General features: G+C 36.4%; 12 protein-coding genes. All 12 read left to right on the forward strand.

What is annotated here, in order from left to right; all coding sequences use genetic code 11:
• The first annotated feature begins 5 nt into the window (after positions 1 to 5).
• The 12 genes from Q3V31_RS15465 to spo0A all read left to right on the forward strand — a co-directional run bounded on the left by Q3V31_RS15465 (position 6) and on the right by spo0A (position 12656).
• Positions 6 to 398 carry an Asp23/Gls24 family envelope stress response protein gene (locus Q3V31_RS15465; protein ID WP_000807630.1) on the forward strand — a complete coding sequence of 131 codons (393 nt, stop codon included), beginning with the start codon at positions 6 to 8 and terminating at the stop codon, positions 396 to 398.
• A gap of 348 nt (positions 399 to 746) precedes the next feature.
• Complete coding sequence (gene nusB / locus Q3V31_RS15470) at positions 747 to 1139, forward strand: N utilization substance protein NusB (protein ID WP_000830246.1); 393 nt, start codon at positions 747 to 749, stop codon at positions 1137 to 1139.
• A gap of 23 nt (positions 1140 to 1162) precedes the next feature.
• Positions 1163 to 2023: a bifunctional methylenetetrahydrofolate dehydrogenase/methenyltetrahydrofolate cyclohydrolase FolD gene (gene folD, locus Q3V31_RS15475; protein ID WP_000226724.1), complete on the forward strand. Its 861-nt coding sequence runs from the start codon at positions 1163 to 1165 to the stop codon at positions 2021 to 2023.
• Between the two features lie 26 nt (positions 2024 to 2049).
• On the forward strand, positions 2050 to 3408 hold the full coding sequence (gene xseA / locus Q3V31_RS15480) for an exodeoxyribonuclease VII large subunit (protein WP_329765604.1): 1359 nt from the start codon (positions 2050 to 2052) through the stop codon (positions 3406 to 3408).
• A complete protein-coding gene (gene xseB, locus Q3V31_RS15485; protein WP_000428422.1) occupies positions 3398 to 3628 on the forward strand; it encodes an exodeoxyribonuclease VII small subunit in 231 nt (76 codons plus the stop codon). The genes xseA and xseB overlap by 11 nt, the downstream gene beginning before the upstream one ends.
• Positions 3628 to 4521 carry a (2E,6E)-farnesyl diphosphate synthase gene (gene ispA / locus Q3V31_RS15490; RefSeq protein ID WP_000149071.1) on the forward strand — a complete coding sequence of 298 codons (894 nt, stop codon included), beginning with the start codon at positions 3628 to 3630 and terminating at the stop codon, positions 4519 to 4521. Before xseB ends, ispA begins: the two co-directional genes overlap by 1 nt.
• Before the next feature lie 308 nt (positions 4522 to 4829).
• Positions 4830 to 6722 carry a 1-deoxy-D-xylulose-5-phosphate synthase gene (dxs, locus tag Q3V31_RS15495; protein ID WP_000366440.1) on the forward strand — a complete coding sequence of 631 codons (1893 nt, stop codon included), beginning with the start codon at positions 4830 to 4832 and terminating at the stop codon, positions 6720 to 6722.
• 3 nt (positions 6723 to 6725) lie between these two features.
• Positions 6726 to 7565, forward strand: coding sequence for a TlyA family RNA methyltransferase (locus Q3V31_RS15500; protein ID WP_000111880.1), 840 nt, complete (start codon positions 6726 to 6728; stop codon positions 7563 to 7565).
• 142 nt (positions 7566 to 7707) lie between these two features.
• Positions 7708 to 8157, forward strand: coding sequence for an arginine repressor ArgR (gene argR, locus Q3V31_RS15505; protein WP_001032584.1), 450 nt, complete (start codon positions 7708 to 7710; stop codon positions 8155 to 8157).
• Between the two features lie 266 nt (positions 8158 to 8423).
• On the forward strand, positions 8424 to 10163 hold the full coding sequence (recN, locus tag Q3V31_RS15510; RefSeq protein WP_000947733.1) for a DNA repair protein RecN: 1740 nt from the start codon (positions 8424 to 8426) through the stop codon (positions 10161 to 10163).
• A gap of 118 nt (positions 10164 to 10281) precedes the next feature.
• Complete coding sequence (gene spoIVB / locus Q3V31_RS15515) at positions 10282 to 11574, forward strand: SpoIVB peptidase (protein ID WP_002077217.1); 1293 nt, start codon at positions 10282 to 10284, stop codon at positions 11572 to 11574.
• Positions 11575 to 11861: 287 nt separating this feature from the next.
• The gene (gene spo0A, locus Q3V31_RS15520) at positions 11862 to 12656 is read left to right on the forward strand and encodes a sporulation transcription factor Spo0A (RefSeq protein WP_000411416.1); all 795 of its coding nucleotides are present in this window, start codon (positions 11862 to 11864) and stop codon (positions 12654 to 12656) included.
• Positions 12657 to 12717 lie beyond the last annotated feature (61 nt).

A 12717-nucleotide genomic window follows, 5' to 3' on the forward strand; every position in this document is an offset into this window, starting at 1 on the left:
TTTTCATGGCTGAACATATGTTAGATATGGGTCAAGATACAACTCTTGGAAAAGTAGAAATTGCACCAGAAGTAATCGAAGTAATTGCAGGTATTGCAGCTGCTGAAGTAGAAGGTGTAGCGGCAATGCGTGGTAATTTTGCTACAGATGTTGTTGAGAAGTTAGGTAAGAAAAATCACGGTAAAGGTGTAAAGGTTGAGCTAGCAAACGAAGATATTATTGTTGACCTTTATGTTGTTATGTATTTTGGTGTAGCAATTCCAGTTGTTGCACAAAAAATTCAAGACAATATACGCCAGGCACTCTTTACAATGACAGGACTTGAGCCAAAAGAAGTGAATGTTCACATCGTTGGCGTAACATTCGAAACACAAAAAACAGAAATCGAACCAGTGTAAGAGTGAAAAAGGTGCCTAGTAACATAGGCACCTTTTTTATCGTTTCATTTCTTCACAAATTAAAAACCTCTAAATTATTATACTATTTCAAAAAATAAGAAATATAAAAGGGAATGTTTCATTTTTCCAAAAAACGTACATTGTGATAAGATATGGAACTTGAAGTTAATCTTTTTATTATTTTTCAGCCTTGTACCCCGTGTGTGAAACGATAAATTGTGTTATTATCATTGTATTATAAGGTTGGAAAATCAATGAAAACTACAAGAGTAAGTGAATTGACGGCTTATAAATTATAATAATATAACAAAGCATAAGGAAAGACTTGAAGTATAAAGGAGAGTTACAATGAAACGTAGGACGGCTAGAGAAAGAGCTATGCAAGCATTATACCAAATGGATATTACAGGTGAATTAGAACCAAAAGTAGCGGTGGAAAATACGCTAGATGAAGGTGAAGAAACAAATGAGTTTCTAGAATCACTTGTTGTAGGATTTGTAGACAACAAAGAAGAGATTGACGCAGCAATTCGTCAAAATTTAAAGAAGTGGAAGCTTGAGCGTATTAGTATTGTTGATCGCAGTATTTTACGTGTAGCTGTGTATGAAATGAAATACATGGAAGAAATTCCACACAATGTAACAATTAACGAAGCGATTGAAATTGCAAAAACATTTGGGGATGAAGAATCTCGTCGTTTTATTAACGGCGTTTTATCTAATATAAAAGATACACTGTAATTTCTTTAAGGGGGAATCTTAAAATGGTAGCAGTAATCATCAAAGGAAATGAAGTTGCGGAGAAAAAACGAGCACAATTAAAAGAAGAAGTTGTGAAGTTAAAAGAGCAAGGGATTGTACCAGGATTAGCAGTTATTTTAGTTGGAGAAGACCCAGCATCGCGTTCTTATGTAAAAGGAAAAGAAAAAGGCTGTGAGCAAGTAGGAATTTATTCAGAGCTAATTGAACTTCCTGAAACGATTACTGAGGAGCGTTTGCTTGCTGAAATCGATCGCTTAAATGGAGACGACCGTATTAATGGCATATTAGTACAATTACCTTTACCAAAACATATTGAAGAAAAAGCTATCATTGAAAGAATTTCACCTGAAAAGGATGTAGATGGATTTCACCCAATCAGCGTAGGACGTATGATGACGGGACAAGATACATTCCTTCCATGTACACCGCACGGTATTGTGGAATTAGTAAAAGAAACAAATCTTGATGTTTCTGGAAAACATGTTGTTGTAATCGGAAGAAGTAATATTGTTGGTAAACCGGTGGGACAACTGTTTTTAAATGAAAATGCAACTGTCACATATTGTCATTCAAAGACGCAAAATATTAAAGAATTATCGAAGTTAGCTGATATTTTAATCGTAGCTGTTGGAAGAGCGAAAATGGTAACAGCTGATTATATTAAAGAAGGTGCAGTTGTAATTGATGTTGGTGTTAACCGTTTAGAGACAGGAAAACTTTGTGGTGATGTTGATTTTGACAACGTATTAGATGTTGCGGGATACATTACGCCTGTACCAAAAGGAGTCGGCCCAATGACTATTACAATGCTTCTTCACAACACTGTTGAGTCTGCAAAGCGTGCAGGTGTTGTTTGTCAATAAGTTGAATCGGCTATGAGGAGAGAGCAATGGAGAAACAATATTTAACCGTTACAGCATTAACACGCTATATTAAAACAAAAATAGAGTATGATCCGCATTTGCAGTCTGTTTGGTTAAAAGGAGAAATTTCCAACTTTAAATATCATAGCCGTGGTCATATGTATTTTACATTGAAAGATGAAAATGCAAGAATTGCAGCGGTTATGTTTGCGGGTCATAATCGTAATATTAAATTCAAACCGGAAAATGGAATGAAAGTACTTGTAAAAGGAAAGATTTCTGTTTACGAGGCGAGTGGGTCTTATCAAATTTATATTCAAGACATGCAGCCTGACGGGATTGGAAACTTGCATTTAGCTTATGAGCAGTTAAAAGTTCGTTTAGAGGAAGAGGGCTTGTTTTCTCAAGTTTATAAAAAAACAATTCCTCCGTACGCTAAAACAATTGGTGTAATCACGTCACCAACAGGAGCAGCAATTCGTGATATTATTACAACAATTAAACGCCGTTACCCAATTGGGAATGTTATTGTGTTTCCGGTACTTGTACAAGGGGAGTCAGCAGCTCCCTCGATTGTACAAGCGATTCGTACAGCGAATGAAATGGAAGAGATAGATGTACTAATTGTTGGTCGCGGAGGAGGCTCTATTGAAGAATTATGGGCCTTTAATGAGGAAGTAGTTGCAAGAGCAATTTTTACAAGTGAGACTCCAATTATTTCGGCTGTAGGTCATGAAACAGATTTTACAATCGCAGATTTTGTTGCGGATTTACGTGCACCAACACCGACTGCAGCAGCTGAGCTGGCGGTACCTAATGTTCTAGAGTTACAAGAAAAGGTATTACAAAGAACTCTGAGATTGCAAAGAGCAATGAGAGAGAGAGTACATAAAAAAGAAGAAAAACTGCAAGTGTTACAAAAATCTTATGCGTTCCGTTATCCAAGGCAAGTGTATGAACAAAAAGAAGAGCAGCTAGACAGGGCTCTTGAACAACTTGTTTTAGCGAAAGAGCGTTATATAGATAAAAAAGTAAATCAATTAAAGCAACTTTCATTTTATTTAGAAAAGCACCACCCATCTCAAAAAATCATGCAAACAAAGGTAGCGATTGAAACGTTGCAAAAGCAATTGCAACGTGAAATGCAAACCTTACTTCAGATGAAGGAGTTTGCATTTGTGAGAGCTGCTCAAAAGCTTGAAGCACTAAGTCCACTCAAAGTAATGATGAGAGGGTATGGGCTTGTATATGATGAAGAGAAGCAAGTATTAAAAAGTGTGAAAGATGTTAGCCTTGGAGATGCTGTTTCAGTTCAATTACAAGATGGAATACTAGATTGTAGCGTATCAAGCATAGAGGAGCGTGAATTGAATAGTGGAAAATAAGTTAAGTTTTGAAGAAGCAATTTCGCAACTTGAGCATCTCGTTTCTAAGCTTGAACAAGGTGATGTACCTTTAGAAGAAGCGATTTCTTACTTTAAAGAAGGTATGGAATTATCTAAGCTTTGTGATGAGAAATTGAAAGATGTACAAGAACAAATGGCAGTTATCCTTGGGGAAGATGGAGAGCTTAAACCGTTTACTGCTTTAGGAGATGAAGCATAGTGACACATTTAGCTTTTGATGCTTTTTTGAAAGAGAGTAAAACTTTCGTAGAAGAAAAGCTTGTAAGCTATGCAAATGAATTACAATGTCCAAATGTGCTTCGTGAAGCGATGGCATATTCTTTGGAAGCGGGTGGGAAACGTCTCCGCCCGTTACTTTTATTTGCAACGTTACAAGCATTTGGGAAAGAAAAAAATCTTGGAGTGGGTGCAGCTTGTGCCCTTGAAATGATTCATACATATTCGTTAATTCATGATGATTTACCTTGTATGGATGATGATGATCTAAGACGAGGAAAGCCTACAAATCATAAAGTATTTGGTGAAGCAATGGCAGTTTTAGCAGGTGATGGTTTATTGACATATGCTTTTCAAGTTATTATGGCATATGAGCAAAAAGAAATCTCTGCTGAAAAGAAAGTAAGACTTGTACTTGAGCTTGCGAAAGCAGCAGGACCTGAAGGAATGGTTGCTGGACAAGTGGCAGATATGGAAGCTGAAGGAAAACGACTTACAATTAATGAATTAGAGTACATCCATAAGCATAAAACAGGTAAACTGCTTGAGTTTGCTGTACTTGCAGGAGCGATACTTTCTGATGCTACAGAAGAGCAAGAAGAGAAGTTACTTGCATTTGCGAAATATATCGGTCTAGCTTTCCAAATTAGAGATGATATTTTGGATGTAGAAGGAACAGAAGAAGAGATTGGAAAACCGATTGGTAGTGATGCTTCCAACGAAAAGAGCACATATACGACGTTATTTACTGTAGATAGAGCAAAATCTATTTTAGAGGAGACAATTGCAAAAGCAAAAGATTCTATTAGCTCCTTGCAATTACAAGATGAATATTTACTATCTATTTGTGATTTAATCGCAAAACGTAATAACTAATATAACAGCGTTTTCATTTGTTGAGTCATTCATCATTTTATGATATAAATGTAGGAAAAGGTTTTTCTTTTCTTGTTATTGGCAAAAATATATGTAGATTACATTGCCGTTATCACTTCGTGTTAGCGGCTATTTTTTTCATCGCATAAAGAAATATGATGTATAATATGATAAGTGAAAAAAATGGAAGTGTTTTCTGAAAGCAGGACAAGATAAAAAGAATAGAAAGAGAATTTCTTGTGTTGTGTAAATGTTTCTTATAATATTTGACATGTTGACAGATTATGAAATGAAAGTGAGTGATCCATGTGGATCTAACGCAAATTCAAAACCCTAGTTTTTTGAAAGATATGTCTATTAGTGAACTAGAGGGATTGAGTGAGGATATTCGTAAGTTTTTAATTGAAGAGCTCTCTCAAACAGGTGGACATATTGCACCTAATTTAGGTGTAGTAGAACTCACAATTGCTCTGCATAAATTATTTGATAGTCCGAAAGATAAGTTTTTATGGGATGTAGGACATCAATCCTATGTACATAAAATTTTAACAGGGCGTGCGAAAGAATTCGGCACATTAAGGCAATATCAGGGTCTATGTGGTTTCCCAAAACGCTGTGAGAGTGAGCATGATGTATGGGAAACTGGTCATAGCTCGACGTCATTATCTGCTGCAATGGGAATGGCTCTAGCGCGGGATTTAAAGAAAACGGAAGAATACGTTATACCAATTATTGGCGATGGTGCATTAACAGGCGGAATGGCTTTAGAGGCATTAAACCATATTGGTCATGAAAAAACGGACATGATTGTTATTTTGAATGACAATGAAATGTCAATTGCACCAAACGTCGGTGCGCTTCATAATGTACTTGGTCGTTTACGTACCGCAGGGAAGTACCATTGGGTAAAAGATGAATTAGAGTATATATTGAAGAAAATCCCAGCAGTTGGCGGGAAAGTTGCTGCGACAGCAGAAAAAATAAAGGATAGTCTAAAATATTTACTAGTATCAGGCGTCTTTTTTGAAGAATTAGGCTTTACATATTTAGGTCCGGTCGATGGGCATGATTATGAAAAGTTATTCGAAACGTTGCAATATGCAAAGAAAACAAAAGGCCCAGTACTTGTTCATGTAATTACAAAAAAAGGAAAAGGTTATAAACCTGCTGAGAGTGACGTTATTGGAACTTGGCATGGAACAGGACCGTATAAGATCGAGTCAGGTGACTTCGTTAAACCGAAGGAAGTTGCACCAGCATGGAGTGCTGTTGTTAGTGATACTGTACTTAAGCTAGCAAGAACGGATGAACGTATCGTTGCGATTACGCCTGCAATGCCTGTTGGATCGAAACTTGAGAAATTCCAAAAAGAATTTCCAGATCGCATGATTGATGTAGGTATTGCGGAACAGCATGCTACAACAATGGCGGCTGGTATGGCAACACAAGGGATGAAGCCATTCTTAGCAATTTATTCAACATTTTTACAAAGAGCATATGACCAAGTTGTTCATGATATTTGTCGTCAAAATTTAAATGTTTTCATTGGAATAGATCGCTCTGGATTAGTAGGAGCAGACGGTGAAACGCATCAAGGGGTATTTGACATCGCGTTTTTACGTCACTTGCCGAATATGGTGCTTATGATGCCGAAAGATGAAAATGAAGGTCAACATTTAGTCTATACGGCGATGCAATATGAAGATGGACCGATTGCTTTGCGTTATGCGCGCGGTAATGGACTTGGTGTTCATATGGATGAAGAATTAAAGGCGATTCCAATTGGTTCATGGGAAACGTTAAAAGAAGGTAAACAAGCGGCTATTTTAACGTTTGGTACGACAATACCAATGGCAATGGAAGCAGCTGAGCGTCTTGAAAAGGCTGGAGTTTCAGTCAAAGTAGTGAATGCTCGCTTTATTAAACCAATGGATGAAGCATATTTACATGAGCTTTTAGGAAAAAATATACCGATTTTAACGATTGAAGAAGCTTGTTTAATCGGAGGTTTTGGAACAGGAGTAGTTGAATTTGCATCTGAAAATGGATACCATAGTGCATTAATTGAAAGAATGGGTATTCCAGACCGTTTCATAGAGCACGGTAGTGTAACAAAATTATTAGAAGAAATTGGTTTAACGACAGATGCTGTTGTAGACCGTATTCATACAATGATTCCATCAAAACAAAAAAGGGCGTAACAAATGAGCGTAAAAAAAGAAAGAGTAGATGTACTATTAGTAGAGCGAGGACTTATAGAAACGCGCGAGAAGGCTAAACGTGCTGTTATGGCAGGGCTCGTATATGCGAATGAAATGAGGCTCGATAAGCCAGGAGAGAAAATCTCACAAGATACAGAGATTACGGTGAAAGGGCAAGTTATGCCATATGTAAGCCGTGGTGGTTATAAACTTGAAAAGGCATTAGAGACATTTCAACTTGATTTACAAGATAAAGTTATGATAGATATTGGTTCATCAACTGGTGGCTTTACAGATTGTGCGCTTCAAAATGGAGCGAAGTTATCTTATGCATTAGATGTAGGATATAATCAACTTGCGTGGAAATTGCGTCAAGATGAGCGTGTTGTTGTGATGGAACGAACGAACTTCCGTTACGTGACACCGGCAGACTTAGAGCGTGGTTTACCTCAGTTTGCAAGTATCGATGTTTCATTTATATCATTAAGGCTAATATTGCCGGTTTTAAAAACAATGCTTATGTCAAATGGTGACGTAGCTGCATTAATTAAACCACAGTTTGAGGCTGGACGAGAACAAGTTGGGAAAAAAGGCATTGTTCGTGATAGAAAAGTACATGAAGCTGTCGTGGAAATGATTGTCGATTTTGCTCTGAAGGAAGGCTATGATGTCGAAGGTTTAACATTCTCACCAATTACGGGCGGGGATGGTAATATTGAATTTTTAATCCATCTAAAATGGCATGGAGAGCGTGAGAATGGCGAAAATCATTCGCCGGTTTCAATTGAGCAAGTTGTTACAGAAGCGCATGAAGTTCTAAAACAAAAAGGGAAAGGGGAATAACATATGTTGTTCCTCTTTTTGTTGTAATTGTATAATGATTGTAAAAACAATTGTGTACAAGAAACGAATTATACGTTAACATAAATAAGTGAAGTATACCAATGTTTAAACTATGGTAAGAGATAGTGTGAGGTGCAAATGTATGAATAAAGGTCAGCGCCATATTAAAATCAGGGAAATTATTGCAAACAAAGAAATTGAAACACAAGATGAACTAGTTGATATTTTACGTAATGTGGGGTTTAATGTAACGCAAGCAACAGTATCGCGCGATATTAAAGAACTGCACTTAGTTAAGGTGCCATTACATGATGGACGCTATAAATATAGCTTACCAGCAGATCAACGATTTAACCCGTTGCAAAAATTAAAACGAAATCTAGTGGATTCATTTGTAAAATTAGACACTGCAGGACATATGCTTGTGCTAAAAACATTGCCTGGTAACGCTCATTCACTTGGGGCACTTATTGATCATTTAGAGTGGGATGAGATTATCGGAACCATTTGTGGTGATGATACTTGCTTAATTATTTGCCGTACACCTGAAGATACAGGTGTTGTCTCTGATCGTTTCTTAAATATGCTGTAACAAAAAAATCTTGTTTACTTTCCTCTGTAAAGTGGAAAGTAAACAAGATATTTTTATTGGTTAAAAATATAAATTATTAAATGCAATATAATATTTTCTTTAAATAAAGTTAGAAAATAGGTGGATTGACCCGTAAAACGAATGTTTGGTACAATGGAGCGGGTTAGATGAGTAATTTATACATATTATAGTATAACTATTTGAATGAAGAGTACTTAAAAAAAGCCCTTAGTAGGGGATTAGTTTATAACGAGGTGAATGGGGCATTGTTATCGGAATTATCGATCAGAAACTTTGCTATTATTGAGGCATTAAATATTTCTTTTCAAAAAGGTTTAACCGTTTTAAGTGGTGAAACAGGAGCCGGAAAATCGATTATTATTGATGCGATTAGTTTGCTTGTTGGCGGCCGTGGTTCAGCGGAGTTTGTTCGATATGGAACAGAAAAGGCTGAAATAGAGGGTTTATTTTATGTAGAAGATGATAAGCATCCATGTATCGCAAAGGCAGAAGAATTAGATATAGAAATAGAAGATGGCATGATTATTTTGAAACGTGATATCGCTGCGAACGGAAAAAGTGTATGCCGTGTAAATGGGAAGCTTGTTACACTTAGTATATTAAAAGAGATTGGAAAAACGCTTGTTGATATACATGGACAGCATGAAACGCAAGATTTAATGAATGAAGAGCGTCATATGTTTATGCTAGATCATTTTGATGGAGATCGTATTGTTAAACAATTAGACATATATCAGAACGTATACGGAGACTATGAAAGATTAAAAAAACAGCTGAAATCTTTAAGTGAAAATGAACAACAAATGGCTCATCGTCTAGATTTAATTCAATTCCAACATGAAGAAATTCGTAAGGCAGATTTAAAAATGGATGAAGAATATGAATTGACTGAGGAACGCTTGAAAATATCCAATTTTGAAAAGATTTATAAAGCGTTAGGGGATGCGTATCGTTCGTTGAGTGGGGACAGCCAAGGGCTAGATCATGTAAGGAATGCAATGAGCCAAATGGAGAGTATTACGCATTTAGATGAGGCGTATCAAGAAAACCATGATTCAATTGCAAATAGCTATTACTTATTAGAAGAAGTTGCATATCAGCTTAGAGAAAAGTTAGATATGATGGAATATGATCCGAAACGTTTAGATGAAATTGAAACACGGTTGAATGAAATCCGTATGTTAAAGAGAAAGTATGGAAATACTGTAGAAGAGATTTTAGCGTATGCTGATAAAATTGAACAAGAAATTTTTACAATTGAAAATAAAGACGTACATATTGAAACGACGAGAAAGCAGCTAAAGGAATTAGAAGGTGTTATCTTAAAAGAAGCAACGTTGTTAAGTGATATGCGTCATGAACTGGCAGACCATCTTACAAACGCTATTCATCAAGAATTAAAAGAATTATATATGGAAAAAACGAAATTTGAAGTGAGAATAATGAAGAGGGAAGGAAATGCAGAAGAACCTCTTGTAGAAGGAACACCGGTGAAACTTACGGCGGATGGCTACGATCACGTGGAGTTTTATATTTCAACGAACCCTGGTGAACCGTTAAAACCGCTTTCAAAGGTTGCTTCTGGCGGAGAGTTATCTCGTATTATTTTGGCTTTAAAAAGTATTTTTTCTAAGCATCAAGGTGTTGCTTCAGTTATTTTTGATGAAGTGGATACAGGTGTGAGTGGTCGGGTTGCACAGGCTATTGCGGAAAAAATCTATCGTGTATCGGTAAACTCGCAAGTACTTTGTATTACGCACTTACCTCAGGTAGCTTCAATGGCGGACTCGCATTTATTTATTAGAAAACAAGTGGCGAATGATCGGACGATTACATCTGTTACGGTGCTAAGTACGGATGAAAAAGTAACAGAAATTGCTCGGATGATTTCTGGTGTAGAAATTACAGATTTAACGACAGAACATGCGAAAGAGTTACTTACGCAAGCACATCATTTCAAACAGACAGCAGAGGCTATCCAGTAATGGATAGCTTTTTTTCTCAAATGATGATTTCTTAATTCTTCCGGTTATAAATAAAGCACTGCAAGGAGAGATTAAAAAGTGAAGCCAAGAGGCTGAATGTGGGGTAGGAGCGAGGAGAGTGAACAAATTGAAATTAGAAAGATTTCGAAAAATAATAGGTCTTTGTCTCCTTGTTTCTTTAGTTTTTATTGGATGTTTTAAACCGCTTCGAACGTTTATTTCATCCCCGAAGCAACTTGTTGTTTTTGAAGGACAACAATCAGAAATAGCATCATTACCAGTTTTTAAGGCTTCATCTACAAATCGTAATGTATTTACAGTAAGTTCAAATGAACAAGACCTTATGGTGAATTCTCATCAAAATGGTGAAGCTGATATGGTGTTTCAACTCGCTGGTTTTCCAGTGAAAAAAGTAAATGTAAAAGTATTAAAAGATTTTAAAGTTATCCCTGGTGGACAATCGATTGGTGTGAAATTGAACACAAAAGGTGTACTTGTTGTAGGCCATCATTTAATTCAAACTGAAAAGGGTAAAGTATCTCCTGGTGAAACAGCTGGTGTACAGATTGGAGATATGATTACTGCAATTAATGGGAAAACAATTGAAAGAATGAGTGATGTAGCGCCATTTATTCATAATAGTGGAGAAACAGGTGAACCGCTTAATCTTGTTTTGCTAAGAGATGGAAAATACATTCGCACTAAGTTAACACCACAAAAAGACAACGGGGAATCGTCTTATCGTATTGGTTTATATATTCGTGACTCGGCAGCTGGAATTGGAACAATGACATTTGTTCATCCGGATTCCATGAAATACGGGGCACTTGGTCATGTCATTTCTGATAATGATACAAAAAAGCCAATTCAAGTAGAAGATGGACAAATTATGCGCTCGACCGTAACCTCTATTGAAAGAGGAAGTCACGGGAATCCAGGAGAAAAATTAGCAAGATTTTCACCGGATCGTGAAGTGATTGGTAATATTACAATAAATAGCCCGTATGGCATTTTTGGAAAATTAAATACAAATATGACAAACGGCATAATGGATAAAGCAATGCCTATCGCATTATCCCATCAAGTAAAAGAAGGGCCAGCGAAAATATTAACAGTTATTGATCAAGATAAAGTTGAAGCGTTTGATATTGAAGTTGTTAGTACGGTACCACAAAAGTTCCCAGCTACAAAAGGTATGGTTATAAAAGTGACAGACAAACGTTTACTAGCAAAAACGGGTGGCATTGTACAAGGGATGAGTGGAAGTCCGATTGTACAAAATGGAAAAGTAATTGGTGCAGTTACACATGTATTTGTAAATGATCCAACGTCAGGATACGGTGTTCATATTGAATGGATGTTACATGAGGCTGGAATTAATATTTATGATCAAGAGAAAAAAGCGAGCTAATGCATATTAGCTCGCTTTTCTATTGAAAAATTCGTTGAAATTTTGTAAAAGCTCCGCAAGAGCTGTTTTTTGTTGTAAAATATAAGAAAAGGGTTGAACGTTTCGTTGTAATTCTATGATGGAATGTGTTGCGAAAGAAAGTAAATGGGCGATAAATATATTTTTTTGTGTTTTTATCGGAAAGTAAGAAACTTTAAAAGGGAATTTTCACACAATTGTCGAACAATTCATGTAGCCTAGAAGCTTACACATGTCGGAAGAATCGATTCGGTAAGGGAGGAAAAACTGTGGAGAAAATTAAAGTATGTCTTGTGGATGATAATAAAGAATTGGTATCAATGCTAGAGAGCTATGTTGCTGCTCAGGATGATATGGAAGTGATCGGAACTGCTTACAATGGTCAAGAATGTTTAAACTTATTGACAGACAAGCAGCCTGATGTACTCGTTTTAGACATTATTATGCCACATTTAGATGGTCTAGCTGTGCTAGAGAAAATGCGACATATTGAAAGGTTAAGACAACCTAGCGTTATTATGTTGACAGCATTTGGACAAGAAGATGTGACGAAAAAAGCGGTTGATTTAGGTGCATCATATTTCATATTAAAACCATTTGATATGGAGAATTTAACAAGTCATATTCGTCAAGTGAGTGGTAAGGCAAATGCTACCATTAAACGTCCATTACCATCTTTCCGATCAGCGACAACGATCGATGGAAAACCGAAAAACTTAGATGCGAGTATTACAAGTATCATTCATGAAATTGGTGTACCCGCTCATATTAAAGGGTACATGTACTTACGAGAAGCAATCTCTATGGTGTACAATGATATCGAATTACTAGGATCTATTACGAAAGTATTATATCCAGATATCGCAAAGAAATATAATACAACAGCAAGTCGTGTCGAGCGCGCAATCCGTCACGCAATTGAAGTGGCTTGGAGCCGTGGGAATATTGATTCTATTTCGTCCTTATTTGGTTATACAGTATCCATGTCAAAAGCAAAACCTACAAATTCCGAGTTCATCGCAATGGTTGCGGATAAGCTAAGACTTGAACATAAGGCTTCGTAAATATTGTCGTATTAATTTCATAACAAAATTTAATAACCAACGAATTACATATGTAGGCAAT

The sequence above is a fragment of the Bacillus nitratireducens genome (assembly GCF_036320425.1).
In the GTDB taxonomy this organism is placed as follows: domain Bacteria; phylum Bacillota; class Bacilli; order Bacillales; family Bacillaceae_G; genus Bacillus_A; species Bacillus_A nitratireducens.

Coding starts and splice junctions, on each gene's coding strand:
- Q3V31_RS15465 (WP_000807630.1), top strand. CDS start 6: ATGGCTGAACATATGTTAGATATGGGTCAAGATACAACTCTTGGAAAA.
- nusB (WP_000830246.1), top strand. CDS start 747: ATGAAACGTAGGACGGCTAGAGAAAGAGCTATGCAAGCATTATACCAA.
- folD (WP_000226724.1), top strand. CDS start 1,163: ATGGTAGCAGTAATCATCAAAGGAAATGAAGTTGCGGAGAAAAAACGA.
- xseA (WP_329765604.1), top strand. CDS start 2,050: ATGGAGAAACAATATTTAACCGTTACAGCATTAACACGCTATATTAAA.
- Q3V31_RS15500 (WP_000111880.1), top strand. CDS start 6,726: ATGAGCGTAAAAAAAGAAAGAGTAGATGTACTATTAGTAGAGCGAGGA.
- argR (WP_001032584.1), top strand. CDS start 7,708: ATGAATAAAGGTCAGCGCCATATTAAAATCAGGGAAATTATTGCAAAC.